This window comes from Mycolicibacterium peregrinum, from assembly GCF_001665625.1.
In the GTDB taxonomy this organism is placed as follows: Bacteria; Actinomycetota; Actinomycetes; order Mycobacteriales; family Mycobacteriaceae; genus Mycobacterium; species Mycobacterium peregrinum_B.
Genome location: NZ_LZSY01000061.1, coordinates 31,948 through 57,091, shown reverse-complemented (window position 1 = coordinate 57,091; position 25,144 = coordinate 31,948). Strand labels below are relative to the sequence as shown.

The 25,144-nt window shown below is 65.6% G+C and carries 32 protein-coding genes and 1 pseudogene; 21 read left to right on the top strand and 12 right to left on the bottom strand.

The genetic code is table 11. The features are described from left to right. The first annotated feature begins 4 nt into the window (after positions 1 to 4). The 3 genes from A5779_RS08000 (at position 5) to A5779_RS07990 (ending at position 1,955) form a co-directional block, all read left to right on the top strand. The gene (locus A5779_RS08000; protein WP_131811605.1) at positions 5 to 736 is read left to right on the top strand and encodes a hypothetical protein; all 732 of its coding nucleotides are present in this window, start codon (positions 5 to 7) and stop codon (positions 734 to 736) included. A gap of 99 nt (positions 737 to 835) precedes the next feature. Then, positions 836 to 1,576, top strand: coding sequence for an EspA/EspE family type VII secretion system effector (locus A5779_RS07995; RefSeq protein WP_082941583.1), 741 nt, complete (start codon positions 836 to 838; stop codon positions 1,574 to 1,576). A gap of 19 nt (positions 1,577 to 1,595) precedes the next feature. Then, a complete protein-coding gene (locus A5779_RS07990; RefSeq protein WP_082941582.1) occupies positions 1,596 to 1,955 on the top strand; it encodes a type VII secretion target in 360 nt (119 codons plus the stop codon). On the opposite strand, the gene A5779_RS07985 is transcribed toward A5779_RS07990, so the two are convergent. Then, positions 1,952 to 2,407, bottom strand: coding sequence for an SRPBCC family protein (locus tag A5779_RS07985; protein ID WP_064880622.1), 456 nt, complete (start codon positions 2,405 to 2,407; stop codon positions 1,952 to 1,954). The two genes, A5779_RS07990 and A5779_RS07985, sit on opposite strands and share 4 nt — an antisense overlap. A gap of 46 nt (positions 2,408 to 2,453) precedes the next feature. Here A5779_RS07985 and A5779_RS33795 point away from each other — a divergent pair, with 46 nt between their 5' ends. The 3 genes from A5779_RS33795 to A5779_RS34415 all read left to right on the top strand — a co-directional run bounded on the left by A5779_RS33795 (position 2,454) and on the right by A5779_RS34415 (position 4,419). Continuing rightward, positions 2,454 to 3,167, top strand: coding sequence for a hypothetical protein (locus A5779_RS33795; protein WP_064880620.1), 714 nt, complete (start codon positions 2,454 to 2,456; stop codon positions 3,165 to 3,167). Positions 3,168 to 3,273: 106 nt separating this feature from the next. Beyond that, positions 3,274 to 4,068, top strand: a complete 795-nt coding sequence (locus A5779_RS07975; RefSeq protein WP_236734685.1) for an EspA/EspE family type VII secretion system effector — start codon at positions 3,274 to 3,276, stop codon at positions 4,066 to 4,068. A gap of 33 nt (positions 4,069 to 4,101) precedes the next feature. Then, the gene (locus A5779_RS34415; RefSeq protein WP_236734683.1) at positions 4,102 to 4,419 is read left to right on the top strand and encodes an ESX-1 secretion-associated protein; all 318 of its coding nucleotides are present in this window, start codon (positions 4,102 to 4,104) and stop codon (positions 4,417 to 4,419) included. A gap of 9 nt (positions 4,420 to 4,428) precedes the next feature. Here A5779_RS34415 and A5779_RS07970 read toward each other — a convergent pair whose 3' ends face one another. Continuing rightward, positions 4,429 to 5,010 (bottom strand): TetR/AcrR family transcriptional regulator, encoded by a 582-nt coding sequence (locus A5779_RS07970; RefSeq protein ID WP_064880618.1) that lies wholly within the window; start codon positions 5,008 to 5,010, stop codon positions 4,429 to 4,431. A gap of 21 nt (positions 5,011 to 5,031) precedes the next feature. On the opposite strand from A5779_RS07970, the gene A5779_RS07965 reads away from it, so the two are divergent. Genes A5779_RS07965 through A5779_RS07955 form a run of 3 tightly spaced genes read left to right on the top strand, consistent with a single transcriptional unit; the run spans position 5,032 to position 6,422 of the window. Further along, the gene (locus A5779_RS07965; protein ID WP_064880616.1) at positions 5,032 to 5,421 is read left to right on the top strand and encodes a hypothetical protein; all 390 of its coding nucleotides are present in this window, start codon (positions 5,032 to 5,034) and stop codon (positions 5,419 to 5,421) included. Then, the gene (locus A5779_RS07960; protein WP_064880614.1) at positions 5,418 to 5,912 is read left to right on the top strand and encodes a hypothetical protein; all 495 of its coding nucleotides are present in this window, start codon (positions 5,418 to 5,420) and stop codon (positions 5,910 to 5,912) included. The genes A5779_RS07965 and A5779_RS07960 overlap by 4 nt, the downstream gene beginning before the upstream one ends. 60 nt (positions 5,913 to 5,972) lie before the next feature. After that, complete coding sequence (locus A5779_RS07955) at positions 5,973 to 6,422, top strand: DUF1707 domain-containing protein (RefSeq protein ID WP_064880612.1); 450 nt, start codon at positions 5,973 to 5,975, stop codon at positions 6,420 to 6,422. On the opposite strand, the gene A5779_RS07950 is transcribed toward A5779_RS07955, so the two are convergent. Continuing rightward, entirely contained in the window at positions 6,389 to 7,036 is a 648-nt protein-coding gene (locus A5779_RS07950) for a response regulator (RefSeq protein ID WP_055110531.1), read from the bottom strand. The two genes, A5779_RS07955 and A5779_RS07950, sit on opposite strands and share 34 nt — an antisense overlap. Beyond that, complete coding sequence (locus A5779_RS07945) at positions 7,036 to 7,995, bottom strand: sensor histidine kinase (RefSeq protein WP_064880610.1); 960 nt, start codon at positions 7,993 to 7,995, stop codon at positions 7,036 to 7,038. The genes A5779_RS07950 and A5779_RS07945 overlap by 1 nt, the downstream gene beginning before the upstream one ends. Before the next feature lie 156 nt (positions 7,996 to 8,151). Between A5779_RS07945 and A5779_RS07940 the strand changes: the two genes are divergently transcribed. The 9 genes and pseudogenes from A5779_RS07940 to A5779_RS07900 all read left to right on the top strand — a co-directional run bounded on the left by A5779_RS07940 (position 8,152) and on the right by A5779_RS07900 (position 17,055). Beyond that, on the top strand, positions 8,152 to 8,640 hold the full coding sequence (locus tag A5779_RS07940) for a CBS domain-containing protein (RefSeq protein ID WP_236734682.1): 489 nt from the start codon (positions 8,152 to 8,154) through the stop codon (positions 8,638 to 8,640). Between the two features lie 12 nt (positions 8,641 to 8,652). After that, positions 8,653 to 9,939, top strand: coding sequence for an ArsB/NhaD family transporter (locus tag A5779_RS07935; RefSeq protein WP_064880608.1), 1,287 nt, complete (start codon positions 8,653 to 8,655; stop codon positions 9,937 to 9,939). A 192-nt stretch (positions 9,940 to 10,131) separates the two neighbouring features. Beyond that, the gene (locus A5779_RS07930) at positions 10,132 to 12,984 is read left to right on the top strand and encodes a Na+/H+ antiporter subunit A (protein WP_064880606.1); all 2,853 of its coding nucleotides are present in this window, start codon (positions 10,132 to 10,134) and stop codon (positions 12,982 to 12,984) included. Beyond that, entirely contained in the window at positions 12,981 to 13,442 is a 462-nt protein-coding gene (locus A5779_RS07925) for a Na(+)/H(+) antiporter subunit C (protein ID WP_064880604.1), read from the top strand. Before A5779_RS07930 ends, A5779_RS07925 begins: the two co-directional genes overlap by 4 nt. Next, positions 13,439 to 14,877: pseudogene (locus A5779_RS07920) on the top strand (Na+/H+ antiporter subunit D). The gene A5779_RS07925 and the pseudogene A5779_RS07920 overlap by 4 nt, the downstream one beginning before the upstream one ends. Next, positions 14,874 to 15,407, top strand: coding sequence for a Na+/H+ antiporter subunit E (locus A5779_RS07915; protein ID WP_064880602.1), 534 nt, complete (start codon positions 14,874 to 14,876; stop codon positions 15,405 to 15,407). The pseudogene A5779_RS07920 and the gene A5779_RS07915 overlap by 4 nt, the downstream one beginning before the upstream one ends. 106 nt (positions 15,408 to 15,513) lie before the next feature. Further along, on the top strand, positions 15,514 to 15,795 hold the full coding sequence (locus A5779_RS07910) for a monovalent cation/H+ antiporter complex subunit F (protein WP_064880600.1): 282 nt from the start codon (positions 15,514 to 15,516) through the stop codon (positions 15,793 to 15,795). Then, a complete protein-coding gene (locus tag A5779_RS07905) occupies positions 15,792 to 16,145 on the top strand; it encodes a monovalent cation/H(+) antiporter subunit G (RefSeq protein ID WP_064880598.1) in 354 nt (117 codons plus the stop codon). Before A5779_RS07910 ends, A5779_RS07905 begins: the two co-directional genes overlap by 4 nt. After that, the gene (locus tag A5779_RS07900; protein WP_064880596.1) at positions 16,132 to 17,055 is read left to right on the top strand and encodes an SAM-dependent methyltransferase; all 924 of its coding nucleotides are present in this window, start codon (positions 16,132 to 16,134) and stop codon (positions 17,053 to 17,055) included. Before A5779_RS07905 ends, A5779_RS07900 begins: the two co-directional genes overlap by 14 nt. Positions 17,056 to 17,136: 81 nt before the next feature. On the opposite strand, the gene A5779_RS07895 is transcribed toward A5779_RS07900, so the two are convergent. Together A5779_RS07895 and A5779_RS07890 are read right to left on the bottom strand one after the other, a co-directional pair. Further along, positions 17,137 to 17,940, bottom strand: a complete 804-nt coding sequence (locus A5779_RS07895) for an alpha/beta fold hydrolase (RefSeq protein WP_064880594.1) — start codon at positions 17,938 to 17,940, stop codon at positions 17,137 to 17,139. Between the two features lie 18 nt (positions 17,941 to 17,958). Further along, a complete protein-coding gene (locus A5779_RS07890) occupies positions 17,959 to 18,585 on the bottom strand; it encodes an LON peptidase substrate-binding domain-containing protein (RefSeq protein ID WP_064880592.1) in 627 nt (208 codons plus the stop codon). A 61-nt stretch (positions 18,586 to 18,646) separates the two neighbouring features. On the opposite strand from A5779_RS07890, the gene A5779_RS07885 reads away from it, so the two are divergent. Continuing rightward, entirely contained in the window at positions 18,647 to 19,657 is a 1,011-nt protein-coding gene (locus A5779_RS07885) for an Lrp/AsnC family transcriptional regulator (protein ID WP_064880711.1), read from the top strand. Here A5779_RS07885 and A5779_RS07880 read toward each other — a convergent pair. The 5 genes from A5779_RS07880 to A5779_RS07860 are packed head-to-tail and all read right to left on the bottom strand — an operon-like array spanning position 19,635 to position 22,725. Then, entirely contained in the window at positions 19,635 to 20,051 is a 417-nt protein-coding gene (locus tag A5779_RS07880; protein ID WP_064880709.1) for a hypothetical protein, read from the bottom strand. The two genes, A5779_RS07885 and A5779_RS07880, sit on opposite strands and share 23 nt — an antisense overlap. A gap of 11 nt (positions 20,052 to 20,062) precedes the next feature. Next, positions 20,063 to 21,193 (bottom strand): glutamate--cysteine ligase, encoded by a 1,131-nt coding sequence (locus tag A5779_RS07875; protein WP_064880590.1) that lies wholly within the window; start codon positions 21,191 to 21,193, stop codon positions 20,063 to 20,065. Continuing rightward, positions 21,174 to 21,884, bottom strand: coding sequence for a superoxide dismutase[Cu-Zn] (sodC, locus tag A5779_RS07870; RefSeq protein ID WP_064880588.1), 711 nt, complete (start codon positions 21,882 to 21,884; stop codon positions 21,174 to 21,176). Before sodC ends, A5779_RS07875 begins: the two co-directional genes overlap by 20 nt. 10 nt (positions 21,885 to 21,894) lie before the next feature. Continuing rightward, a complete protein-coding gene (locus tag A5779_RS07865; protein ID WP_207549043.1) occupies positions 21,895 to 22,365 on the bottom strand; it encodes a LytR C-terminal domain-containing protein in 471 nt (156 codons plus the stop codon). A gap of 48 nt (positions 22,366 to 22,413) precedes the next feature. Beyond that, positions 22,414 to 22,725 (bottom strand): nucleoid-associated protein NapA, encoded by a 312-nt coding sequence (locus tag A5779_RS07860; protein WP_054601151.1) that lies wholly within the window; start codon positions 22,723 to 22,725, stop codon positions 22,414 to 22,416. 138 nt (positions 22,726 to 22,863) lie between these two features. Here A5779_RS07860 and A5779_RS07855 point away from each other — a divergent pair, with 138 nt between their 5' ends. Together A5779_RS07855 and A5779_RS07850 are read left to right on the top strand one after the other, a co-directional pair. Beyond that, positions 22,864 to 23,457, top strand: a complete 594-nt coding sequence (locus tag A5779_RS07855) for a peptide deformylase (RefSeq protein WP_064880584.1) — start codon at positions 22,864 to 22,866, stop codon at positions 23,455 to 23,457. Continuing rightward, on the top strand, positions 23,457 to 24,392 hold the full coding sequence (locus A5779_RS07850) for an N-acetylglutamate synthase, CG3035 family (RefSeq protein WP_064880582.1): 936 nt from the start codon (positions 23,457 to 23,459) through the stop codon (positions 24,390 to 24,392). Before A5779_RS07855 ends, A5779_RS07850 begins: the two co-directional genes overlap by 1 nt. On the opposite strand, the gene A5779_RS07845 is transcribed toward A5779_RS07850, so the two are convergent. After that, on the bottom strand, positions 24,379 to 25,092 hold the full coding sequence (locus A5779_RS07845; RefSeq protein WP_064880580.1) for an SDR family oxidoreductase: 714 nt from the start codon (positions 25,090 to 25,092) through the stop codon (positions 24,379 to 24,381). The genes A5779_RS07850 and A5779_RS07845 overlap by 14 nt on opposite strands. Between the last annotated feature and the right edge of the window lie 52 nt (positions 25,093 to 25,144).

The following is a 25,144-nucleotide window of genomic DNA, read 5'->3' as shown; positions in this document are numbered from 1 at the left end:
ATCGATGAAGGCGATGCGAGTTTTCTCCGCGGTCGTCTTGGGGATCCTGACTTTGGCATGTGCTGGCTGGGCTGTTGTCGCATTGACCCGCGGTCAGTACCTCACGTCGCTGGCCTCATTCAGCGGAGCCCTATTCTGGCTCGCACCACCCGCGGCCTCAGTTCTCATGCCCAACGTCGTCGCATGGGGGCAGACCACCTCTGAGGGGACCACTGTCCGGGCAGACAAGCGACTCGAGGCCCTTCTGCTTGTTGTGATGCTTTCTGGGTTCCTTGCCACCAGCACCCTTGGGACGCTGGGCTTTTTGAACAAGCTCCCCTTTTATCTGCCATCCGATATGGCACCCATCTCCGGCATCGTGTTCTTCGGGCCCGCAGCAGTTTTCCTGGTAGCACTGGGCGTTATCGCCCGCAATCGCGGCAGCGGATACATACGGCTCACCCCGGACGGGTTCAAGTTCGTAGAACTGTTTTCAACAGTTTCTGGTGATTGGGCTCAGGTCATCGCCGTCACCAACGAGGTCCCGGCTGACGTCCTGGCCCCCAGTCCGATCGTCATGGTAATGGCGAACGGCGAACGGCGCATGATCAAGCAATCCTCGATCTATACGCCTGCCGGACAAGCGATCTTGCAGTTCGTCCAGTTCTACTGGCAGAACCCCGAGCAGCGGAGCGAACTGACTGACGGCAGAGCGGTCGAACGACTCCACACCGTCCAGTCCACGTTCGCGGCGTGACCCTGCCTGCTTGACATCGGCTGCAGAATTTCCGCGCCGAGCAGGCCGAATGCGCTGTTAGGCTCGATCGAGCCATTGGCGACGAGGAGAATTTCGGGAATGAGCAAGTGGAGCGTCATCCAAGATCTCTACGAGGGGGCAAACTGGCTCAACGGGGCAGTTCTCGAGCATCCCCCAAGTATGGACACCAGGGACGGGAAAGACGGGCACGTCGGCTGGGGTCTGGCTGGTGTGGGAGCCGATGCGGTCGGGTTCATGCATACCGTCGCTCCGTATATGACGGGCGCGAAGATTGCCGCAGCCGCGGAGGTACCAATCATCCAGGCAGGCTTGCTCACCATGATGATCATGGCGAACACCTGCGGTTTCGGGAAGCCCGACGCAGGTGGCTACTTCGATCAAGGCTCAAGCAAGTATGCCGGATTGAAAACCGAAGTCGAATCAGCGAAGCGCCCAGATACTTGGGAAGGCGATGCCGCGAACGAGTACGAGGCTCGAAACACTGAACATACGAAACACGCCGACGAATTGAGGAGACTCGATGAGATGGTGAGGGATGCGGTCAAGAGCGAAGCCGAGCAGAATGAAGTGACACGCAAGATGCTCGATCGTTGCCAAACCTCCCTCGGACTATGCATCATTCCTGCTGTCGCATTGAATTTTTATCTGCCTTGGGGGCCAGCGGCATCACTGGCATTTCAAGTCGCGTCGGTCGCAGCCACACTCCCTCCCGCCGAGTGGCGATACCTCGACCTCATCGATAACTCTGCCCGCAATGCCACGCTCATCCGGCGCGCCGGCGCCGGCTATGACCAGGTCGCCGCGCAGGCACAATTCTGACGCCTAGCCACCTGCAAACTTGGGCACCGAAGAAAGGACCCGTGTGACCACCCCACAGTCAGATGCCAACGCGCTGAAAGTACTCGTCGACGACCTGAACGCCCGCTCCGCACAGCAGCGGAAGATTGCCGACGGCATCAACGCCGCTGAGCACATCACCGACGGGGCGTCGTTCGCCGTGATCCGGACCCATGGTGTGGTCTGCGCCCTCGCGACCAGTGCGCTGAAGGAAGCGCAGATGTCACGGACTGCGGCGAACCAAGCGATGAATGGCGCGTCGACAAAACTCGCTGGCATTCTCGACTCGGCTTCGGCCCAGTATTCCGGAACCGACCAGCACCAGGCCGGGAAGCTGGACGGGCAAATGCCTCCGCGCTAACCCTCCGCGATCGCCGCCAGTCGATCGATCGACGCCTGCAGCTTGTCGGCGGTGGTCGCACGAGCGCGGATGAGCCGCTTCTCATCGGTGAGCTGCGACCAGTCGTAGGTGTGGGTCACCAGGGTTCGGTTGTCGCCCAACGGTTCCAACTCCCAGCGCCACAGGTGGCCGGGCGGCTGCTTGCCGACTTCCGAGGGCCGCCAGGCGATACGCCGACCTTCCTCGAACTCCACGATTCGGTTCTCGCGGTCACCGCCCTGCTTGATCGTCATGACGAACACCTCCCCGACCGCACGTACCCGTTGCCCGGACGGAGCCTGCGCCAGGTTCTCGTTGCCGTCCCAGCGGGGCTGTTGGGATGGATCCGCAATCATCTCGAAGATGACCTCTGCCGGTGCGGCGATCTCGCGACTGGCTGCGACAACCCTTGAGACTCCGGCCTTATCATCCATAGGCCAGACCATACCCATACTTCGGCAGGCGCAGACGAGGGGCGAGATGGAAAAATTTGCGAGACGATCCGGGATTGCAGTAGCACTGATTTTTATTGCAATGCTCGCGCCCTGGGCATTTAACGCCGCAAAGCAATTCTCACTGGTGACATTAGTCGTAATTGTCGGTTTAGCATTGACCACCACTTACTTGATCCTCATGATGACACAATCAAGGACAGTAACATTCCAGGCATCATTCGACACCACTGGAACCCAACTACGGCCCGATAAACGGATAGAAAACAATCTGCGACGATTCATCGTCACAGGGGTCCTGTCAACGTGGTTGATGTTCTTGGCCTGGGTTTTTGGCGTGCTATATCTACCCTTTGACGTCGGCCAACATGTATTCCCACTATGCGCCGGAGCGGCCGCGGCAGTTCTGACGTGGTGTTGGGTAAAGTTGCGCCGACAAGGAAGCCTTAGCTACCTCGCCCTGACACCGGATGGATTTGAATTCTCGACACTGCGGGAACCTAAAACTGGAAAATGGGACGAGGTGGAGAACATCGCGGACAAACTGCCCGATGAGGAGCGCTTCTGGAACCCGATGGTAGTGACAATGGCCGGCGGCGAAACACTGCTGATGGAGGCTCCCGGGACCTACACGCCTAAGGGCACAGCACTCGTGGAGTTAGTCCGACTCTACTGGCAGCGTCCCGACCTTCGCGATGAACTCATCGATGGGCGCGCCATCGAGAGGCTACGCGCACTCTAGGAAACCTATCCTACCTGCGGTTTCAGTTGAGATTTGCTGCGCGCGGTCGCCCTGATCCGGTGTTAGGCTCGTCCGAGCGAAGTTCGTCGACGATCGGAATTCGGTTATGGGCGTAGGAAGCTTCTACTACTTGCAGGGCAACTACGCCTACGGCATTGCCGACCACGCCAACGGGGCGAAGTCGAGCGTGCCGTGGGCGATGGCAGGCATCGGATCCGACTTTCTGTCAATGGGTCAGCTTGTCGCTACCGAGGGCGCTGGTGCACTGGCAAAATCGGCAGCCGCGAGTGGCGCAACTTCGTCGGCCAAGACCCTGGGGAATATCGCGAAGGGTGCCGCTACCCCAATTATCAATGCCGGTTTGATCGTCCTGACCATGGAAAGCAATATGCTGGGGTTCGGCCGACCCGAGGACGGCGCACGATTCACCGAAGGGGCCAACCATTTCGTCGACGCTCACTCGACCCTTTTAAGATCCGCACCACCCGGCGACTGGACGGGCGACGCGTCAAAGGCCTACGGCGACAGAAATAAGGAACAACAAGCGCGCGCTGCCGATATGTCGTCCACCGACTCCGAGATTCAGAAAGTTGTCGCCGAGGAAGCCAGGCAAGTCGGCGACACCCGCGATTTCGTTTCGCAAATGCAGACGATACTGAGCCTGAGTATTGTTCCAGCCCTCCTCGCCAAAGCTGCCCCAGTCGTCGGTCCCGCGCTTTCGACAGCAATCGAGGTCGCAGCAGTTGCGGGCACCGTGCCCGCCGCAACCATCCAATGCCATCAAATGGCCAGTCGTTCCGGCGAGAATGCGGGCAAGATCAAGGACCTGGCCTCTCGGTACGAATCGACGAACGCCAACGCCAACGCCAAGATTCCCGGCGGCGGTTTCGGCCCGAGCTAGCCCGCCCACCCTGAATCCGACCGAGGAGCTTCCATGACGCAGCCGCCACTTACCGTTTCCGACCAGATCCGGTCGACCGCGACCGTCCAGGGAGAAGCCGCGTCGTTGATCGAGTCGGCCAAATCGGCGCCGGATGGGACCGCGGGCCATGTCTTCCAGACCCACGGTCTGGTGTGCTCTCCCACGGCCATGGCACTCAAGTCCGCAGAACTGTCCCGCCGCGAAGCAGCCGGGAAGATGCATGAAATCTCGACTGACCTTTCCGTCAAGCTGAGATCGGCAGCCACCGACTACACAACCACCGACCATCAAGAGGGCGGCAACCTCGACGGCCAGATGCATCCGCACTGAGCCAAACCCCTACCTAGCCAACAACTTCCGCACAGCGTCAGCCAGGTCATCCTCCATCCAAGCCGGCAACTCTGCGTCGTTGGCATGACGTCGAACGACGGCATACGGGAGGTCGACGACCGCGCGCGACATGGCGTCCATCGTGCGCGCGTCGTCGTTGCCATAAATGCCCCGCGCCAGTTCGCGTAACCGCTCGATGAGTGGCGCGTTCATCGCCGTCAGCGTCGCGGTGAATTCTGCGTCCGGCGCGCCGTCGAGCAGATCGCTGGGCCGGATGGTCAGCAGCAACCGCGCGTCCTCGGGGGTTTCGCGGGCGAAACTGACGGCGGCCACGCCCATCGCGACCGCCGCCTCGACCGGATCATCGGCCGTCGCCGCCATCGCCCGCGATTGAAACCGCTCCAGCGCCCGCAACCAGGCCGCGGTCAGCACACCGTTGCGGTTGCCGAACCGGTGATACAGGGTGCCCGCCGGGGCGCCGCTGACCTTGGCAATCGCTGCAACACTTGCAGCCCTTGGCCCTTCGGAGAGCACCAGGGCCCGCGTCGCATCCAAAATCGCGTCGGTTTCATGCTTCCGTGGAGGCGCCATGTTCTAGTACAGTCCTTCTATATGGAACGTTTACCCTATATCGATGAGCATGCCATAACAGTCGACGCCGACGCTGCCACGACATGGGCCGCCGTCCTTCGAGCAATGTGCGGCGACCCGACCGAGCCGCGGCCTCCGATCGGGTTCGCGATCGGCGAGTGCACGCCGCGCCTGCGCCTGGTACTCAAGGGCCGTCATCCCTTCTCGATCTACGAGTGGGTGTTCGAACTGGACGACCTGGGCCCGCATCGCACCAGGGTGCGCTCACAAACCTGGGCCGCCTTCCCCGGCATCCACGGAAAGGTCTATCGCGCGCTGGTAATCGGTTCGGGCGGCCACAAGGTTGCGGTGCGCTACGCGCTCAAACGCATTGCCGGCCAACTCCGTCCGCGTCCGAACGTCCCGGCATGATCGCGAACTGGGGCGCCACGACGCATGAACGTGCCGCTCCGCTGCCGTGCGATGCCCTCGCCCCCGACGCCGCGGTCTGCGCGGACCGGGCGATCAGCATCGGTGCACCACCGTCGATCGTTTTCGGGTGGCTGTGCCAACTGCGCGCCGCGCCCTACAGCTACGACCTGCTCGACAATTTCGGCAGACGCAGCCCGCGTACCCGGGACCCGGAGCTCGCCCGCCTCACGGTCGGCCAACGCTTCATGCAGATCTTCACGCTGGACTCGTTCATCGAGGACGAGCACATCACCCTGCGATCCGGAACGGTCGCGGTCACGTATGCCACCCGGTCCGAAATCGGCGGCTCTCGATTGCATGTGCGGGTGCGTTTCGGCACGAACCGGATCCTCGGCTGGGCACTGGCACTGGGCGACGTGGTGATGATGCGTAAACAGCTGCTCACCCTGCGCGAGTTGGCCGAAGAGGAAGCCTCGGCGATTACATCTTGACGGTGGCTAGTTACGGTGGCATAGTCCAACTTGTCATTGACTAGATTCACGGGAGTTGAAATGGCCGACACCGCCTTACACACCGTTGAAACCGCCCGCGCCGGCGACCGGGAACGTGCGCAGACCGCGAACGACCTCGGACAGGCACTCACCCAGGGCTATCTGACGATGCCCGAGTACGACGATCGGCTGCAGTCGACGTTCCAGGCGCAGACCGCCGACCAACTGCGCCTGCTCGTCGCCGACCTCCCCGTCAACCGACTACGACGACATGATCCCCGTCGTCACGCCGCGCAGCAGCGGGCCGCCCGGATGAGCGTCCGGATCCACCTCGCCGCCTACCTGGCCGGCGCCCTGCTGATGCTCGGCATCTGGCTTGCCGTCGGACTCGGCGGAGGTGGCTGGTACTTCTGGCCGGTCTGGCCGATCATGGGCTGGGGTATCGGCGTTGCGTCACATGCCATTCCGGTGTGGGCTCACGGTTCGATCAGTCCGGCGCGGATCGCGTAACGCGTCAGCGCAAGCCGGTCTCGCAGCCCGAGTTTTGCCAGGATATTCGTCCGGTGCCGATCAACCGTCTTCGCGCTGATGGTCAGGGTCGCGGCGATCTCACGGGTCGAGTAGCCCTCGGCGATCAGTTTGAGGACCTCCTCCTCACGAGGGGTGAGGATCGTGTCCGGCAGTTCCCCGCCCTGACGTGACCGGTGCAGATAGTCGCGGATCAGCGCCGTCACCGCGCCGGCGTACAGGAACGGCTCCCCTCTCATCGTCGCCCGGCAGGCCTCGAGCAGGTCGCGGTCGGCTACGGACTTCAACACGTAGCCCGATGCCCCGGCCTTGAGCGCCTCGAAGAAGTACTGCTCGTTGTCGTACATCGACAGGATCAGGATCCGCACGTTCGGATGCGTCCGGTTGATCTCCCGGGCGGCCTGCAATCCCGTCATCCGCGGCATCGCGATGTCGAGGATCGCCAGATCCACCGGCGTCGTCCCGAGCGCGGTCACCGCCTCATGCCCGTCGGCGGCCTCGGCCACCACCTGCAGATCCGGCTCGGCGTCGATGATCATGCGCAGACCGCTACGGACCAGTGCGTGGTCGTCGGCGAGCAGGATGCGTGCGGACATCAGAGCGGGATCACCAGCCGCACCTCGGTGCCGCCGTCTGGCGGTGAGGTGATGGAGAGGTCGGCGTTCACCAGCAGGGCGCGCTCGCGCATGCCGTTGATGCCGGCACCTTCGTCATCCACGCCGCCACGGCCGTCGTCGGCGATCCGCAGCGTCAGGTCGGTTGCGCCGGTATGCAGGTCAAGCCACACCTTGCCGGCCTCGGCGTGCCGAGCCACATTCGTCAGGCTCTCCTGGGCGATCCGGTAGCACACGAGCTCGACATCCGGTTTCAACCGACCTGATTGCGGCGCAATGTGTTTGACGACGGCGATCCCAGAGGCCTGACCGAAGTCGGTGCACAGCGCATTGAGCGCACTGTGCAACCCGAGATCCTCCAGCGCATCAGGACGCAGCCGCCGGGCGATTTCACGTACCTCGTCAAGGCTGGATCGAACGATCTCCTGAGCATCGGCCAGTTCGTCCTTGATCGACTCGGGCGCCCGGTCGACAACCCGCTTGAGCCGCAGCAGTGCGACCGTCAGGGTCTGACCGATCTCGTCGTGCAGTTCCCGTGCGATGCGTTGCCGCTCGTTCTCCTGGGCCGCCAGTGCCGACGCGCTGGCGGTGGTCCTTTCCGTCTCCAACCGGTCCAGCATCGCGTTGAACGACTCGATCAGGTGCTGCAGATCGCCGCTGCCACGGCCGTCGACACGATCGCTGCGCTTGGGCGGATCGACCCGCCGCATTGACGCGGCGAGCCGATCCAGTGGGGCAAGACTGGACCGCAACAACACGGCGTTGGCGGCCAGGATGATCACCAAACCCACGGCCAGGACCGGGATTTCGGTGACCTTGATGCGCGCCGACACCGAGGCCGGCGATACCGCCAAAATCAGTGTGCCCAGCGTGAAGATCAACCCGTTGATCAGGAATACCCGCCGGAACAACGCGGCCGCCGGGGTGCGCGCCGGTTTCACCCCACCAGCGTGACCCGAGACCAGCACTGTTGTCCATACAGGCAATTCCCCCCTCCGAATGGGTGTCAGCCCCGATGGTCCCCGACCACCGGGTCGCACACACTGGCAGCCACCGCCGAAGCCGAGCCGTCCCGAAGTGATCGGAGAACGAGGACGATGACACTGACGACGCATTGGAACGAGCTCATGCAGGCACATGAAATCGCAGCCCACCTGCCCACCGTGCGGATCGACGACCCGGTATCGAAGGCCGTCCAGCTCATGGTGGTCAACCGGCTTCCCGGCCTGGTGGTGGTCGACGACGACGATCGCCCGGTGGCGGTGCTGCCCGGAACCCAGGTGCTGCGTCTGGCGATTCCCGAGTCCTACCAAGATGATCCGGCGCTGGTCCGCACCGTCGACGAAATCCACGCCGATCTGTTCTGGCACGGCCCGGGAAAACTCACCGTCGGTGACTGCCTGCCGGGCCCCGCCACCAAGCCGGCGACCGTGACACCCGACGCCACACTGTTGGAGATCGCCACCGTGATGGCCAACAAACGCAGCCCGCTGATCGCCGTCGTCGACCGCAGCGGACGGCTCACCGGAGCCGTCACTCTCGAACGGCTGTTGACCAGCCTCGCGGTCGCCGGGCCCGGCGACTGATCGCCCGAGCCCATGCTGGCTCCGGTTCTGGCGCTGACGATCTTCGTCGTCGCCTTCTGGTTCATCGCCACCGAACGAGCCGACAAGGTCAAGACCGTCCTGGTGGCCGCCGGCCTGATGGCCCTGCTGGGCCTGATTCCCGGCGCGCAGGTGTTCTACTCCGAGCACCAGGGCATCGACTGGAACGTCATCTTCCTGCTGCTCGGGATGATGGTGATCGTCGGCGTCATCAAGCAGACCGGGCTGTTCGACTTCCTCGCGATCTGGGCTGCCAAGCGATCCCGCGGCAATCCGTTCCGGCTGATGGTCATGTTGATGGCGATCACCGCCTTCGCCTCGCCGGTGCTGGACAACGTGACCATCATCCTGCTGATCGCGCCGGTGACCCTGGTGATCTGCGACCGACTGCGTATCGCGCCACAGCCCTATCTGATCGCCGAGGTGCTGGCCTCCAACATCGGCGGCGCCGCGACCCTGATCGGGGATCCGCCGAACATCATCATCGGCAGCCGTGCCGGACTGACCTTCAACGACTTCCTGATCCACATGGCGCCGGTCGTGGTCATCATCTTCGCGTTGTTCGTCCTGTTCACCCGGGTGCTGTTCCATCGAGACCTGCGCGCCGACCAGGTCCAGATCGACGAGGTGATGGCCCTGCAGGAGCGGCGGGCGATCAAGGACAAGCGCCTACTGATCCGCTCTCTACTCGTACTCAACGTCGTGATCGTCGGATTCGCGCTGCACTCGGTGTTGCATGTGGCGCCGTCGATCGTGGCGCTGCTGGGCGCCGGGGCGATGCTGCTGGTCACCGACATCGATGTGGCCGAGGTGCTACCCGAGGTCGAGTGGCCCACCCTGGTCTTCTTCATGGGACTGTTCGTCATGGTCGCCGGGTTGGTCCACACCGGTGTCATCGGTGCGCTCGGGTCGGTGGCCGAATCGGCATTCGGCGACAACTGGTTCGGGGCGGCCACGGCCCTGTTGTTCGGTTCGGCGATCGTCGGCGCCTTCGTCGACAACATTCCTTATACCGCGACGATGACGCCGGTGGTGGAGGACATGGTGGCCCAGGTTCCGGACGCACCCACCGGTCAGGCGCTGTGGTGGGCGTTCGCGCTCGGCGCCTGTTTCAGCGGCAACGGCACCGCCATCGCGGCGAGCGCCAACGTGGTGGCCATCGGCATCGCCAAGCGGGCCGGCCATCCGATCAGCTTCTGGCGGTTCACCCGTTACGGCCTGGTGGTCACCGCCCTCAGCACCGTGTTGGCCTGGGTGTACGTCTGGCTGCGGTACTTCTGATGGCGGTGTACAACCATTGCGTCACTCTCGCGGCCGGAAACGGCCCACGTAGAATGCCATTAATCAGTAGCAACCATCACTAGCAACCAATAGCCCAAAAGCCATAGCCACCTGATAGCTCTCCCTGCCGGTGCTGTTCGCGCAAGCGCTCATCGGTAGCCGACACCCCGACCCCAACCCGATCGGAGTGCCATGCTCGCCGTTCTGCTCGCCCACGCGGTCGCTACCGCGCTGGCGCCACTTCTGGTGGCCAAATGGGGGCGGCGAGCGTTCTATCCCCTGGCCTTGGTGCCGCTCGGCTCCCTGGCCTGGGTCGGCTTGAACTGGCCCAGCCACGATCGCGTCCCGACCGTGAGCATCCCGTGGGTGCACGAGCTGTCGATGGACATCACGCTGCGATTCGACTCGCTGGCCGCGATCATGAGCGTGCTGGTGCTCGCGATCGGCTCATTGGTGCTGTTCTACTGCGGAGAGTATTTCCACCACCACGACGGCAAGATCGAGAAGCGGCTGCCCAGCTTCGCTGCCGAGTTGGTCGCCTTCTCCGGATCGATGTTCGGTCTGGTGGTCAGCGACAACATGCTGGTGCTCTACATCTTCTGGGAAACCACCACGGTGCTGTCGTTCCTGCTGGTCGGGCACTACGCCGAGCGTGCGACCAGCCGACGCGCGGCCACCCAGGCGCTGCTGGTGACGACGTTCGGCGGGCTGGCGATGCTGGTCGGCATCATCGTGCTGGGCCACCTGTCAGGCACGTATCTGCTCTCGGAGTTGATCGCCTCTCCCCCGGGCGGAACTGCGGCCGCCATCGGCATTGCGCTGATCCTCGTCGGGGCGCTGTCCAAGTCGGCGATTGTGCCGATGCACTTCTGGCTGCCCGGCGCGATGGCCGCACCGACTCCGGTCAGCGCCTATCTGCACGCCGCGGCGATGGTCAAGGCCGGTGTGTATCTGGTGGCACGGATGGCGCCGGGCTTCGCCGAGACGCCGCTGTGGCGGCCGATGGTGATCGGCCTCGGGTTGCTCACGATGCTGCTGGCCGGCTGGCGTGCCGTCCGTGAATACGACCTCAAGTTGATTCTCGCGTTCGGCACGGTCAGCCAGCTCGGCCTGATCACCGTGATGGTGGGCGCCGGCGGCAGCGACATGATGCTGGCCGGGCTGGCCATGCTCTGTGCACACGCGATGTTCAAAGCCGGGCTGTTCATGGTGGTGGGCATCATCGACCACACCACCGGCACCCGCGACATCCGCCGCCTCGCGGGCTTGGGGCGTCAGTGCAAGCCGCTACTCATCGTCGCCGCGTGTGCGACCGCCAGCATGGCCGCGTTGCCGCCGTTCTTCGGGTTCGTCGCCAAGGAAGCCGATCTCGAGACGGTTCTGCACAGCCCGGCACTCGGCTCAGCGGCGCCGTGGGTGCTGGCCGGCATCGTCGTCGGCTCGGTGTTCACCACGATGTACAGCCTGCGCTTCATGTGGGGCGCGTTCTCCGACAAGGGACTTCCGAAGCCGAGCACCCGCGTCCTTGAAATGCACCGTCCCTCAATGACTTTCCTGGCCGGCCCGGCCGTCCTGGCTGCCGCCGGCCTGGGCTTCGGGTTGTGGCCGGCCGGGATGGACGCAGTGCTCGACGAATACGCCGACACCATGCCAGGCGGGTCGGGTTACCACCTGGCCCTGTGGCACGGCCTCGGGTTGCCGCTGTTGCTCTCGGTGGTGGTGCTTGCCGTCGGCACCGCGGTGTTCTTCGGGCGGAACCGTTTGCCCCGCACCCGGTTCGCCTATCGCCCGCTGGGTAACGCCGACCGCATGTACGACGCGGTGATTCGCGGTCTGGACATCGCCTCGGTGCGGTTGACGGGTGAGACTCAGCGCGGCTCGCTGCCGGCCACCCAGTCGGTGATCCTGTCGACGCTGGTGGTGCTGCCCATCGTGATGCTGGCGCTCGGAGCGCGGGATCGCCCGGATATCGCACTGTGGGATTCCCCGCTGCAGGTGGTAGTCGGGTTGCTGATGCTGGCCGCCGCCATCGGCGCGACCGTGATGCGTAACCGGCTGGCCGCGGTGCTGCTGGTCGGGGTGACCGGCTACGGCTGCGGTGCGATCTTCGCCTTCCACGGCGCACCTGACCTGGCATTGACCCAATTCCTGGTCGAGACACTGGTTTTGGTGATCTTCGTGCTGGTCCTCCGGATCCTGCCCCCCGAGGCCGACGCCACCAACATCAACCGCCACCGGCTGCCGCGCGCGGCGCTGGCACTGGCGGTGGGGGCCACGGTCACCACGCTGGCGGTATTCGCGATGGCCGCCCGCGACGGCGCCGGCGTCGCCGAGTTGATTCCCGACGCCGCCTATTACCGCGGGCACGGGGCCAACGCGGTAAACGTGCTGCTGGTCGACATCCGCGCCTGGGACACCTTGGGCGAGGTGATGGTGCTTCTGGTGGCCGCCACAGGTGTGGCGTCACTGGTGTTCCGGCATCGGCGATTCGGCGCCGCACCGCGGGTCAGCACGGCCGTCGGCCAGCCCGACATCGGACCTGTCGGCGCGTACAGCCCGGCGGTCGGCGATGTCACCTGGCTACGCGGCAGCGAGCTGCGCGACCCTCGCCACCGTTCCCTGGTGCTGGAGGTCGCGACGCGCGTCATCTTCCCGCTCATCATGGTGCTCTCGGCGTACTTCTTCTTCGCCGGCCATAACACTCCCGGCGGTGGTTTCGCCGGCGGGTTGACCGCAGGCCTGGCGCTCGTGCTGCGGTACCTCGCCGGTGGCCGCTACGAGCTGGGCGAGACGCTGCCGCTCGACGCGGGCAAGATCCTGGGCACCGGGCTGGGCCTGTCGGCGGGGACGGCGGTCGCCTCGATCCTGTTGGGGGCGCCGGCGTTGTCTTCGGCGGTGCTGGAGTTCGACGTGCCGGTGCTGGGCTCGGTCAAGATGGTGACCGCGCTGTTCTTCGATTTGGGGGTGTATCTCATCGTCGTCGGTTTGGTGCTCGACATCCTGCGCAGCCTCGGCGCCCGCGTGGATACGGAGATCGCCCGATGACGACATTCCTGATCACGCTGATCATCATCGGCGGGCTCACCAGCACCGGGGTGTACCTGCTGCTCGAACGCAACCTGACCCGGATGCTGTTGGGACTGTTGCTCATCGGCAACGCGGTCAACCTGTTGATCCTCACCGTCGGCGGCCGCGGGGGTAATCCGCCCATCCGGGGGCGCACCAGCAACGGCGCCACCACCGACGCCGATCCGCTGGCCCAGGGCATGATCCTCACCGCAATCGTCATCAGCATGGGGCTGGCGGCTTTCGTCCTGGCGCTGGCCTACCGCTCGTATCGACTCACCACGGTCGAGGAAGTCAGTAACGATCCGGAGGACACCCGCGTCTCCCAGCGGTCGAGTGCTCAGGAAGAAGAAGTCATTCCGGTGGCCGATCCCCACCGCGATACCGACGCGCCCGACGAACTCGATGCGCTGCCGGGATTCGAGGGGTCCAAGTGAGCGCCCAGGCCCTGATCCCCCTGCCGGTACTGATCCCGGCGCTGGCTGCGGCGGCCACGCTGGTGGCCGGGCGTCGTCCCCGGTTGCAAAGGGTCATCACCCAGTTCGCGCTGACGGCCGTGGTGGTGGTGTGCGCGGCACTGGTTTACCTGGCCGACCGGGACGGCACGCTGGTGCTACACGTCGGCGGGTGGGGGCAGTGCCCACCTATCTGGTGCTGTCGGCCGGTGTGTGCACTGCCTTCCTGGCCGGTGACCTGTTCAACCTGTTCGTCGGCTTCGAGGTGCTGCTGGCCGCGAGCTTCGTCTTGCTGACAATCGGCGCCAGTGAGGACCGGGTCCGGGCCGGCATCTCCTACGTGCTGGTCTCGATGGTGTCGTCGCTGATCTTCCTGATCGGCATCGCGCTGGTGTACGCGGCGACGGGAACCCTCAACATGGCTGAGCTGGCGCTGCGCCTCGATGACATCTCGACGGGCACCCGCACCGCACTGTTCGCGGTGCTGCTGGTGGCGTTCGGCATCAAGGCCGCGGTCTTTCCGCTGTCGACGTGGCTGCCCGACTCCTACCCCACCGCGCCCGCGCCGGTCACCGCGGTGTTCGCCGGTTTGCTGACGAAAGTCGGTGTGTACGCGATCATCCGGGCGCATTCGCTGCTGTTCCCCGGCGGCGAGCTGGACAACGTGCTGCTGGTGGCGGGCCTGCTCACCATGATCATCGGCATCCTCGGCGCGATCGCGCAAAGCGACATCAAACGGCTGCTGTCCTTCACCCTGGTCAGCCACATCGGCTACATGGTTTTCGGGGTCGCACTGGCCAACCAGCTCGGCATGTCCGGCGCGATCTACTACGTGGCCCACCACATCGTGGTGCAGACCACGCTGTTCCTGGTGGTCGGCCTGATCGAACGGCAGGCCGGGGCGTCGACGTTGCAGCGGCTGGGCGGGCTCGCCGCGGCCAGTCCGGTACTCGCGTTCGTCTTCGTGGTGCCCGCGCTCAACCTCGGTGGCATTCCGCCCTTCTCGGGTTTCATCGGCAAGGTTGCGCTGCTGGAAGCCGGTGCCGAGAACGGTTCGGTCCTGGCCTGGATCCTGGTCGCCGGGGGTGTGGTGACCAGCCTGCTCACGCTCTACGTGGTGGCCCGGGTGTGGACGAAGGCGTTCTGGCGGGCCCGCGCCGATGCGCCCGAAGGACATTTGGCCGGGGCAGCGCCGGCAGTGCTCCTCGACGACATCGAGGACATCGAGTTCGCCGATCGTGACAGTGTGGGACGCATGCCGGTGGGAATGCTGGCCCCGACGGGCGCTTTGATCGCGGTCGGGCTCGCGTTGACCGTGGCGGCCGGGCCGATCTTCTCCTACAGCGAGCGCGCCGCGGCCGAGGTCTTGGATCGTGGACAGTACATCTCTGCCGTGCTCGGGGGTGATCCGCGATGAGGTGGCTGCTGCTTCGGGCCTGGATCCTGTGCTGGCTGATGTTGGTCTGGGTGCTGTTGTGGGGCAGCCTCTCTGCGGCCAACATCATCGCGGGCCTGGCCGTCGCCGTGGTGATCACGGTTCTGCTCCCGCTGCCTGCCGTCCCGGTGGAGGGCCGGGTTCATCTGCTGTCGTTGGCGCGGTTGGCGGTTCAGGTGGCCGTCTGGCTGGTGATGTCCTCGTTCCAGATGGCATGGCTGGCCGTCAGGCCCGGGCGGCTGCCGGTCAATGCGGTGCTACGGGCGCATCTGGCGATCAAGTCGGATCTGGTTCTGGCCCTCGGGGTCAACATCATGAACCTGACCCCGGGCACCATCGTGCTGGAGATCGATCAGGCCCGCCGGCTGATCTACGTACACGTCGTCGACGCCGGTTCCGACAAGGCGATCGAGCGGTTCCACAACCAGATCACCACCCTGGAGCGGCTTTTGGTGGCGGCTTTCGAGCGCGAGTCTGATTGGCGTCCCGTGGCCAACAAGGAGGGCGCCTGACATGAGTGTTCGGCGAGGAGCGAAGGCGGATCGCGCATGAGTGTTCAGCGAGGAGCGAAGGCGGATCGCGCATGAGTGTTCAGCGAGGAGCGAAGGCGGATCGCGCATGAGTACCGTCTGGACGATCGCCGCGGTCATGTTGACCGCCGCCGCGGCGATCACGATGTTTCGTCTCTTGGCCGGTCCGAGCACCTTGGATCGGCTGGTGGCGCTGGACACCCTGGTGGCCGTCACGCTGTGCGGTATCGGGACCTGGGCGGCCTACAGCTTGGACACCACGGTGACCTACAGCCTGACCGCGTTGGCGTTGATCAGCTTCGTCGGGTCGGTCAGCGTGGCGCGTTTCCGTGTGCCCGATACCGAGCCGCGGCGGAAGAGGGCGCCATGAACATCCTCGACATCGTCACTGCGGTCTTGATTCTGGCCGGGTCGACGCTGGCCCTGACCGCCGCGATCGGCATTGTGCGGTTCGGCGACACCATGTCGCGGATGCATTCGGCGACCAAGCCTCAGGTGCTCGGGTTGCTGTTGGTGCTGGCCGGCGCCGCGATCCGTCTCCGCGGCCATGCCGATGTCGGCATGCTGATCCTGACCGGTTTGTTCACGCTGATCACCGCGCCGGTGATCGCCAACCGCGTCGGGCAACTGGCCTACCGCGAGCAGAGCAACCGGGAGAACCTGTTGACCCGAGACGAGATGGCCGAGTTCGAGGAGACTGGAAGCGATGGCCAGAACTAACGACGACAGCTGGGATATCACCGAGAGTGTGGGTGCGACCGCGCTCGGGGTGGCGATGGCTCGTGCCGACGAGACCACCGCGGACTCTCCGTTGTTCACCGACCCGTATGCACAGATGTTTCTCGACGCCGCGGCCACGCGGGGCTGGCGACCGCCCACCGGGGCGATGGCTCAACGGATCCGCGCCATCGGCAATTACGCCGCCTCGCGTACCAAGTGGTTCGACGAGTTCTTCGTCGCCGCAGGCGCAGCGGGTATCCGTCAGTCGGTGATCCTGGCGGCCGGTCTGGATGCCCGGGCCTGGCGGTTGCCCTGGATCCAGGAGAGCGTGGTGTTCGAGATCGACCAACCGCAGGTGCTGCAGTTCAAGGAGGAAGTCCTGGCGGCCCGCGGTGCGGTACCGAAGGCCCGGTATGTCGCGGTGCCCGTCGATCTGCGTCAGGATTGGCCGAAAGCCTTGCGGGATGCCGGTTTCGACGCCACCCAACCGACGGCCTGGTCAGTCGAGGGGCTACTGCCCTACCTGCCCGCCGAGGCGCAGGACCTGCTGTTCGAGCGCATCACCGAGCTGTCCGCACGGGACAGCCGGATAGGCGTCGAGTCGTTCAGTGCCGGGTTCTTCTCCGAGGACCATCTGGCGCGTCGCCGTGAGCTCATCGAGAAAATGCGCGCCGAGGCCGCCGAAGCGGGCGAGTCCGCCGAGGACATGCCCGATCCCGCGCAGCTGTGGTTCATCGAGGATCGCCCCTATGTGCCTGAGTGGCTCAGTGAACACTGCTGGGACGTGGCGGCGCTGCCTGCCGACGATCTGATGGCGCGTTACCACCGGTCCCTGCCCGCTGACACCACCGAGGGCACCATGGCCACCGAATTCGTCGAGGGTGTTCTGACCGAGAGAAATTCCTGGTGACGGAGATCAGGCGGTCGCGTTCGTAACCTGGTGGCGGCCGAATCGCGAAATCTTCGCCCTCCGGTTACCAAACGCGGAGCATCACACCGCTGCAAAGAAATCCTGCAGTGCCTCGGCAACACGTTCGGGCACGGTCGCGGTGGCGAAGTGGGATTGGTCGGGCCAGACGACTCGCTGAGCGTGTGGGAGCACCTCCGCCAGGCGGTCCATCCCGTCGGGCAGCGGGGGCCAACTCAGTCCGCCCTGCATGAGCAACACCGGCACGGTGATGGCCGCCCACCGGTCGACGTCACGCCCGTCATGGGCCATCGCTTCGAGATCTGCCCCCGCGGAGGTCGTCGCCACCCGGCCGGCCTCCTCACTTTCTGGCTCGAACGAAGCTTGCTCCACCAGTTCTGAAGGAACGCAGGCGACCTCGCGGGCGAAGAGCTCCACCGCGTCCGCATATCGGGTTTCGGAACACAGCCGTCGGTAGCGGTCCAGGACGGGCAACAGGTGCGCACCGGACAGCAACAACGGCGGCTCGAACAGCGCCAGCGATGCGATGTGATCGGTACCGGCCACCGCGGCGTGAAGGGCAACCGTCGCCCCGTAAGAGCCACCGACGACGTGCGCCCCCGTTCCGGACGCGTCCGTCACCGACTTCAGCACGCATCCCAGATCGGCGGCCTCCACGGCAAACCGGTTGGGCGACGCGCCAATTGCACTCGGCGGGTGGTTTCGCCGCGCATACCGCACGATCTGGAGACCGTTGAGGCGCCCGGCGACATCGGTCCAGGAATCCAGGCCACCGTTGGACCCGTGCACGAAGACCACCGGAGGTCCGGTTCCCGTCGTCTCCAATACCAGATCGGTGCCGTCCGCGGTTGTGAGCACAGAAGCCATTTCCCGAGTATTGCTCTGCTACTCCGAAAGCTGGAACTCCACCATCGCGGTGACCGAATCCACGGCCTCGCTGAGCACCTCGACGCGGGCCGCCTCCGACGGCGCGGCCAGCAGTGAATAGCGGTCGGCCTGCCCCATCGGCAGCCGAGTCGCCAAGGCGTACAAACGGTTCCCCGGGTCGACGCCGGCGGATTCCACGATCTCGCGGCTGCGGATCGGCGTGCCGCGAGCCTCGCCGATCCGGTCGAGCAAGGCGACCATCCGGTCTTCGACGTCAGCGATTCGGGCGGCATCGGCCGGGCCGTCCGGTTCGTCGGGCCACAGTTCGATCTCGGCGCGTGGGTATGGATCGTCGTCGAGCCAGCGCTGCACGCGAATTCGTTCACCCATCACACACAGCAACCGGTACTTGCCGACACCGAACTCCTGGCAGTCCACGATCTTGGCCAGTGCGCCGACCTCGCATCGACGGTCACCCCCGCCCACCTCGCGGCCGGCCGAGATCAGCACCACCCCGAAAGACGGCTCCGAGGAGGCCATACAGTCGCCCACCAGCGCCACATAGCGCGGTTCGAAGATCCGCAGCGGCAGTTCCTGGCCGGGCAGCATCGCCACTTCGAGAGGAAACATCGGTGAGACCGTCATGGGGCCAGGATCGTCTTCGCCTCCGATTTGGTCAATGCGCACGAGCCGGTAACCTCGGATGATGCCACCGTCAGCGGAGCTTGCGACTACCCGCACGCTGCTGTCCGATCCGGGCTACACCGACCTGGACGCGGTCGACCGCCAACTGATCGAACTGCTGCAGGCCGACGGCCGCATTCCCTACGCCGAGCTGGGTCGCCGTGCGGATATCACGGAAAAGACTGCGCGCCGCCGTGTTTCGCGGTTGTTGAGCGAGGGATACATCTCCATCGCCGCCATCACGGATCCAGCTGTCCTCGGATTCCACGCGCTGGGCCTGGCCCTGCTGACCGTCGACGGATCCCGCACCCCGGTCGAGCTCGCCGCGGAGCTCGCCCACCTGCCCGAGGCCGATTACGTGACGGCGGTGACGGGGCCGTACGGCGTGGTGCTCGAGTTGGTCTGCACGGACGCCCGCGAACTTCACGATGTGGCGTTCGGCCGGATCGCGACACTGCCGGGCGTGGGCTCGGTGGAGCTGCTCCCCTATCTGCGGCTGCACTATCAGCAGGCCCGGCTGTCGGGTGCGCTGGCCGACGGCGCGGTGCGCCCGCGCCCACTCGACGACATCGACCGGGCGATCCTCACCCGCCTCGCCGTCGACGGCCGGGCCGCGTTCCGCGACTTCGCTTCGGCCCTCGGCTTGTCCGAGACCCCCATCCGATCCCGCTACAGCCGGATCGTGGAGACGGGCGCAGCTCGGGTGATGTGCATCGCCAACCCGCTGCGCCTCGGTTACCGCCACAGCAGCTGGGTCGCGATCCGCACCGATGGCCGGGCCGGCGCGCAGAAGGTGGCCGAGGCGCTGACGCGGGTGGACGCGGTCTCCTACGTGGCGCTGACCGCCGGCCGCTGGGACGTCCTGGCGGAGGTGCTGACCACCCGCGGCGAGGATCTGCTCGACGCGCTCGACGAGCGCATCCGTGGACTGGACGGGGTCACCGCGATGCAGGCCTGGCCTTATATCTCAGTGCACTACAAGGCAATTCATCCCAGGGATGTCGGCGATCTCAGCCCGGCACCTTTTTGTTGATCGCGTCGACCACGGTCGAGTCCCGATCGGCCAGCACGCACATGGCTCCGATGAACGAGGTCCAGATGTACGGATTCTTCTTCATTCCCGCATAGCCGTTCTTCACCAGTAGCTCGACCATGCCGAGCTGGGTGGCCTCGTCCATCGAGGAATACTCCCGGCAGGTGGTCGACATCCCGTTCGGTGGCGGGGTGCTGGTCCCGCCACTGGTTCCGGGGGACGGGAAAGCCGGAGTCGACGGTGCTGCCGTAGTGCTGGGTCGGCGCTTGGTGGTCGTCGGCGTGGAGATCCCGGTCTGATCGGGATCGGCCATCGGTGTGCCGACGGTGACTGTGCTGCAGCCCGAGAGGGCGAAGCCCGCCACGATAATCCCCACCACGATCCGCTGCCGCATAGCGTTCATCCTTAAAGTTGGAGTTCACCGACCAGGGCATCGACCACTTCGCGCAGGTCGCCGTCATTCTCCTCGGCCACGCGGCGCTGTCGTTGATACGAGCCGCCGCCGTGGTAGATGTCGGTGACCGAGGCCAGCTCGTCAGCGCACCCCAGTGACTTGGCGACCGGCTCAAGGTGATTCAGCAGTTCGTCGAGGTCTTCGGTGACCAGCCGCTCATTGCTGTCGGCATCCAGGATGATCACCGCATCGAGCCCGTAGCGGGCGGCGCGCCATTTGTTCTCCTGGACATGCCACGGCGGCATGGTCGGCAGCTGCTCGCCCGCGTCGAGCCTGCGGTCCAGATCCACGATGAGGCAGTGGGTCAGCGCGACCAGCGCACCGAGTTCCCGCACATTGGACACCCCGTCGAAGATCCGCACCTCGATCGTGCCGAGGTGCGGTGACGGCCTGATGTCCCAACGGATCTCGTTGAGGTGGTCGATTATGCCGGTCTTCTTCTGATCGTGGACGAATCCCTCGAACTCCGACCAGGTCTGGAACTGGAAGGGCAGGCCGGCGGTGGGCAACTGCTGGAACATCATCGCCCGGTTGCTGGCGTACCCGGTGTCCTCGCCTTCCCAGAACGGGGACGACGCCGAGAGCGCCAGCAGATGCGGGTACTGGTTGAGCAGCGAGGAGATGATGGGCATCACCTTGTGCGCCGAGGAGATCCCGACGTGCACGTGCACTCCCCAGATCGTCATCTGCCGGCCCCACCATTGGGTGCGCTTGATCAGCTCGGCATACCGCGGCGCGTCGGTCAGTTGTTGCGCCGACCATTTTGCGAACGGGTGAGTGCCCGCGCAGAACAGTTCCATGCCGCGGTCGTGCACGATCTTGCGCACGGGGCCAAGGGTGCCGCGCAGGTCATCCATCGCCTCACCGGTGTTCTCACAGATTCCGGTGACGATCTCGATGGTGTTGCGCAGCAACTCCTTGTGCACGTGCGGGCTCTCGCCGACCTCGGCGATCACCTCGGCGGCGCCGTTGCTCAGATCACGGGTGTCGGCGTCGACGAGAGCGAACTCCCACTCGACGCCGACGGTTGGCCGGGGCGACCCGGCGAAATCGATGCGGCTGTCAGCCTGCGCCGATAACACCGCACGCCACCCGAGAGCCGGCGTCGCCGGTGGCCAAGGTCGCCTGATCGGGGCCGGGTGCGCCGCCGACGACCTGCTGGTACTTCTCCGGCGGGATGTTGGCGAAGTTGTCGGCCTTCTCGTGGATGATGATGGCCGTCTTGGCGCCGGCCTGCAGATCCTGTGCGGTGAAGGCGTCGGTGGTGGTCACCAGCTTGCCCGAGCCGTCGGCGCGGATCTGCAGCGAGCTCAGGTCACCGCTGGAGGGGTGACCGCTGTGCCCGGACACCTGAAAGTGGCCGCCGGCCGAGTTGAAGTCGCCGGGTGCGCCGCCGGTGGGGGCCACCGAGTTGGCCTCGCACTTGCCGACGGAGTGGATGTGCAGGCCGTGGAATCCGGGAGCCAGCTTGCCCGGGGCGGTCGTCTCGACGGTCACGGTGGCGAAGCCGTCGGCGAACTGGAAGTCGGCGGTTGCCACGGACGTGCCGTCGGCGGTCTTGAGCTCCGCGGTCAGGGTCTCGCCGCCGCTGGTGGCCGGTGCACCGTGTCCGCTGCCGTGCTCACCGGGAGCGGCCGAGGGGGACGGCGATCCGGTCCAGATTGCCGGGGTGGTCCCGGGCGTGTCGGACGGGACCTGACCGGGAGGGCTGCAGGCGCTCAGTGCGACGACAGGGGCGGCGAACAGGACGGCAACACCGACGGACTTAAGCATGGTCCAAAGCCTAGCCGGTGACTACCACGATCACGCCCGGTGGTTGCGCGACAAGTTCGGGGCGTCGGGGTTCGACGGGCGCATGCAACACCTTGCCCGCATTTTCGGCTGCTTCCTTCTCATCGGGAGTCTCACCGAAGAACACCGTGGTGCCGGCAACACCTTCCAGTGTCAGGTTGCCGGTCTCGGTGACATTCCAGTGCGCCTCACGCAACTGATTGGCCGCGGTTTCGGCCGCGCCAGGAACGTCGGAGATGTTGTACACGCGCACGTCGGCCTTGACGTCGGGTGCGGGCGCGGCCTTTGCCGATGTCTTTGTGGTGGTCGTCGCGGTCGTGGTGGCCACGGACGACGATTGATCCGCTGAGTCGTCGTCGGAGCCGAGCGCCTGGAAACCGACCAGCAGGAACACGACCCCGAGGAACAACAGCACCATCACCATGGCGCGCAGGGGCAGCCCGGAGGAGTCTCGCTGATTCATCGCCACCACTGTATCGAGCGAACCGCCCGATCCCTCATTGCGTGACCTTTAGGTAGTGATATCGAAGCCGAGCCGCCGCGCGGCGCGCGCCTTCTGACGGCTTGCCCGCAGCCGCCGCAACCGCTTGACCAGCATCGGGTCGGCGGCCAGCGCCTCGGGGCGGTCCACCAGCGCGTTGAGCACCTGGTAGTACCGGGTAGCCGACATCGAGAAGAGCTCTTTGATCGCGTCTTCCTTGCTGCCGGCGTACTTCCACCATTGGCGTTCGAAGGCCAAAATATCGTGCTCGCGCCGGGTGAGCCCGTCGCTCAGGTCAGAGTCGTCCCCGGATTGCTCAGCCCGCGCCATGGCGCCGTCCATATTGCTCCCTGGACCCTTCCGACACTTGAGAAATAACATCGCTGTGGTTCGGCGATTATTCAACCACGGCTTGCTGGCTTGAGCTGACACATAAACCCGCGAGTCGGGTGAGAAGGATTGCCACCTTAAGCTTCCCCCATGGCTGTCGCACCGATTTGCATCGTCGGGGATCCCGTTCTGCACACACCGACCGAGCCGGTGCCGGTCGGCCCGGACGGCTCGCTGCCCGCAGATCTACCCGAACTCATCCAGACCATGTTCGACACCATGGACGCCGCGAACGGGGTTGGCTTGGCCGCCAACCAGATCGGTGTGGCCAAGCGGTTGTTCGTCTACGACTGCGCTCCGACCCGCGGTCAGGTCACGCGGCGCCGCGGGGTCGTCATCAACCCGGTGCTGGAGACCTCCGACGTTCCCGAGACGATGCCCGACCCCGACGATGACGAGGAAGGCTGCCTGTCCGTGCCGGGCGAGAATTTCCCGACCGGCCGGGCCGACTGGGCACGGGTCACGGGCCTGGATGCCGACGGTTCGCCGATCACTCTCGAGGGCACCGACTTGTTTGCCCGGATGCTGCAGCACGAGACCGGGCATCTCGACGGATTCCTCTACATCGACCGCCTCGTGGGCCGCTACGCGCGGGCTGCCAAGAAGACCGTCAAGCGCAACGGATGGGGTGTTCCCGGCCTGTCCTGGATGCCCGGCGAGGTCCCTGACCCGTTCGGGCACTGATGCCGGCATTACCCGCACTCGGGTCGCGGGTCAGCCTTCGGTACCGGCTGCCCGCCGGGTCGGCCAAGCCGCTCACCGACGTCATCGGGCACCTGGAACAACTGGAGCCGACGGTGCTGATCCGCACCAAGGACGGCGAGCTCGTCGACGTCGCACCGGCAGACATCGTCAGCGTGCGCGAGCTGTCGCACGCCCCGGTTCGGGCCTCGGAGATCCGCGCGCTCGAACATGCGGCGGCGCTGGCCTGGCCGGGCGTCGAGCAGCAATGGTTGGGCGGTTGGCTGCTGCGCGCCGGACACGGAGTCACCAGCCGCGCGAATTCGGCGATCCCGTTGGACATGTCGGCCCAGATCGCCGATCTCGCCGCGGTGCGCAACTGGTACCGCAAACGTGGCCTGCCGGCCTGGCTGGCCCTGCCCGAGCGACTCCTGCCGATTCGCACCCCGGGCATCAAGCCGGCCCGGATCATGGTGCGTGAGCTGCCCGCCCCTCCCCCTTCCTCCTCGAATGTCACGCCGGCGCAACCCTCGCCGTCGAGCGTCACGCTGGCGCAGCAACCGGACGCGGAGTGGCTGCGGCTCTACGAACGCGACGTCCCCGTGGACGTGCTGACGGCCGTGGTCGACGGGCAGCTGGTTTTCGCAACGGTCCCCGATTGCGCGGTGGGCCGCGGGGCGGTGACACCGGCTCCGGACGGCACACTCTGGCTGGGCATCTCGTCGGTCCGGGTCTCCCCGGCGCGGCGCGGGCAGGGCCACGCCCGGTCGGTGTGTGAGGCGCTGGCAACCTGGGGTGCCCAGGCAGGCGCCCGCCAGGCCTACGTCCAGGTGGAGGTCGACAACCACGCGGCAATCGCGCTGTACACCTCGCTGGGTTTTCGGCTGCACCACCAAACCCGTTATGTCGCAGTGGAAGACATCCTCACGCCGCACTGATGCTGCCTCCGCCGTCGACCCTGACGATCTGGCCGGTGACGTAGCCCGCGTCCTCGTCCAGCAGCGCGCAGATCGCGTGCGCGACCTCGTTTGGCTTGCCGACCCGCTTCATCGGAATGGTGTCGAGCATGCGCTGCTCGCGCGGCGATCCCTGCGGGCTGCGCGCACGGTACATCTCGGTCTCGATCGGCCCCGGTGCGACGGCGTTGACCGTGATGCCGGTCGACGCGAGCTCGCCGGCCCAGATCCGGGTGGCGGCTTCCAGAGCGGCCTTCGCCGCGGCGTACGGTGTGCGCTCCGGGGCGCCGAGGGTGGTCAGGCTGGTCACATTGACGATCCGGCCCCAGCCCGCGGCGAGCATGTCCGGCAACGCCGCCTGCACCACCTGGACGGCGGTCCGCACGTTGAGGTCGTAGGTCTCTGCCAACGTGTCCAGGTCGATGCTGCCGATACGGGCGAACCGGGCCAGACCGACGTTGTTCACCACGGCCTCGATCGGCCCATCTGCCAGGACCGCGGTCAGCGCCGCATCGGTCGCTGCCCGGTCGCCGAGATCGACCTCGATCAACTTTCCGGGAAAGCCGGGCGTTGCGGTCCTGGCGAACCCGATCGGTTCGTGGCCGGCGGCGGCCAGCCGGTCGGCAACCGCCCGCCCGATCCCCTTCGAGGCTCCGGTGATCAGAACCCGTCGTGATGTCATGTGCGCTTCCTTTCATCGATGCATTACAGAAACGCTTTACAGACCGAGATGT

What these genes read in the sequence shown, in the direction of transcription:
- A5779_RS08000 (WP_131811605.1), top strand. Translation starts at nt 5, where the DNA reads ATGAAGGCGATGCGAGTTTTCTCCGCGGTCGTCTTGGGGATCCTGACT.
- A5779_RS07995 (WP_082941583.1), top strand. Translation starts at nt 836, where the DNA reads ATGAGCAAGTGGAGCGTCATCCAAGATCTCTACGAGGGGGCAAACTGG.
- A5779_RS07985 (WP_064880622.1), bottom strand. Translation starts at nt 2,407, where the DNA reads ATGGATGATAAGGCCGGAGTCTCAAGGGTTGTCGCAGCCAGTCGCGAG.
- A5779_RS33795 (WP_064880620.1), top strand. Translation starts at nt 2,454, where the DNA reads ATGGAAAAATTTGCGAGACGATCCGGGATTGCAGTAGCACTGATTTTT.
- A5779_RS07975 (WP_236734685.1), top strand. Translation starts at nt 3,274, where the DNA reads ATGGGCGTAGGAAGCTTCTACTACTTGCAGGGCAACTACGCCTACGGC.
- A5779_RS34415 (WP_236734683.1), top strand. Translation starts at nt 4,102, where the DNA reads ATGACGCAGCCGCCACTTACCGTTTCCGACCAGATCCGGTCGACCGCG.
- A5779_RS07970 (WP_064880618.1), bottom strand. Translation starts at nt 5,010, where the DNA reads ATGGCGCCTCCACGGAAGCATGAAACCGACGCGATTTTGGATGCGACG.
- A5779_RS07965 (WP_064880616.1), top strand. Translation starts at nt 5,032, where the DNA reads ATGGAACGTTTACCCTATATCGATGAGCATGCCATAACAGTCGACGCC.
- A5779_RS07960 (WP_064880614.1), top strand. Translation starts at nt 5,418, where the DNA reads ATGATCGCGAACTGGGGCGCCACGACGCATGAACGTGCCGCTCCGCTG.
- A5779_RS07955 (WP_064880612.1), top strand. Translation starts at nt 5,973, where the DNA reads ATGGCCGACACCGCCTTACACACCGTTGAAACCGCCCGCGCCGGCGAC.
- A5779_RS07950 (WP_055110531.1), bottom strand. Translation starts at nt 7,036, where the DNA reads ATGTCCGCACGCATCCTGCTCGCCGACGACCACGCACTGGTCCGTAGC.
- A5779_RS07940 (WP_236734682.1), top strand. Translation starts at nt 8,152, where the DNA reads ATGACACTGACGACGCATTGGAACGAGCTCATGCAGGCACATGAAATC.
- A5779_RS07935 (WP_064880608.1), top strand. Translation starts at nt 8,653, where the DNA reads ATGCTGGCTCCGGTTCTGGCGCTGACGATCTTCGTCGTCGCCTTCTGG.
- A5779_RS07930 (WP_064880606.1), top strand. Translation starts at nt 10,132, where the DNA reads ATGCTCGCCGTTCTGCTCGCCCACGCGGTCGCTACCGCGCTGGCGCCA.
- A5779_RS07925 (WP_064880604.1), top strand. Translation starts at nt 12,981, where the DNA reads ATGACGACATTCCTGATCACGCTGATCATCATCGGCGGGCTCACCAGC.
- A5779_RS07915 (WP_064880602.1), top strand. Translation starts at nt 14,874, where the DNA reads ATGAGGTGGCTGCTGCTTCGGGCCTGGATCCTGTGCTGGCTGATGTTG.
- A5779_RS07910 (WP_064880600.1), top strand. Translation starts at nt 15,514, where the DNA reads ATGAGTACCGTCTGGACGATCGCCGCGGTCATGTTGACCGCCGCCGCG.
- A5779_RS07905 (WP_064880598.1), top strand. Translation starts at nt 15,792, where the DNA reads ATGAACATCCTCGACATCGTCACTGCGGTCTTGATTCTGGCCGGGTCG.
- A5779_RS07900 (WP_064880596.1), top strand. Translation starts at nt 16,132, where the DNA reads ATGGCCAGAACTAACGACGACAGCTGGGATATCACCGAGAGTGTGGGT.
- A5779_RS07895 (WP_064880594.1), bottom strand. Translation starts at nt 17,940, where the DNA reads ATGGCTTCTGTGCTCACAACCGCGGACGGCACCGATCTGGTATTGGAG.
- A5779_RS07890 (WP_064880592.1), bottom strand. Translation starts at nt 18,585, where the DNA reads ATGACGGTCTCACCGATGTTTCCTCTCGAAGTGGCGATGCTGCCCGGC.
- A5779_RS07885 (WP_064880711.1), top strand. Translation starts at nt 18,647, where the DNA reads ATGCCACCGTCAGCGGAGCTTGCGACTACCCGCACGCTGCTGTCCGAT.
- A5779_RS07880 (WP_064880709.1), bottom strand. Translation starts at nt 20,051, where the DNA reads ATGCGGCAGCGGATCGTGGTGGGGATTATCGTGGCGGGCTTCGCCCTC.
- sodC (WP_064880588.1), bottom strand. Translation starts at nt 21,884, where the DNA reads ATGCTTAAGTCCGTCGGTGTTGCCGTCCTGTTCGCCGCCCCTGTCGTC.
- A5779_RS07865 (WP_207549043.1), bottom strand. Translation starts at nt 22,365, where the DNA reads ATGAATCAGCGAGACTCCTCCGGGCTGCCCCTGCGCGCCATGGTGATG.
- A5779_RS07860 (WP_054601151.1), bottom strand. Translation starts at nt 22,725, where the DNA reads ATGGACGGCGCCATGGCGCGGGCTGAGCAATCCGGGGACGACTCTGAC.
- A5779_RS07855 (WP_064880584.1), top strand. Translation starts at nt 22,864, where the DNA reads ATGGCTGTCGCACCGATTTGCATCGTCGGGGATCCCGTTCTGCACACA.
- A5779_RS07850 (WP_064880582.1), top strand. Translation starts at nt 23,457, where the DNA reads ATGCCGGCATTACCCGCACTCGGGTCGCGGGTCAGCCTTCGGTACCGG.
- A5779_RS07845 (WP_064880580.1), bottom strand. Translation starts at nt 25,092, where the DNA reads ATGACATCACGACGGGTTCTGATCACCGGAGCCTCGAAGGGGATCGGG.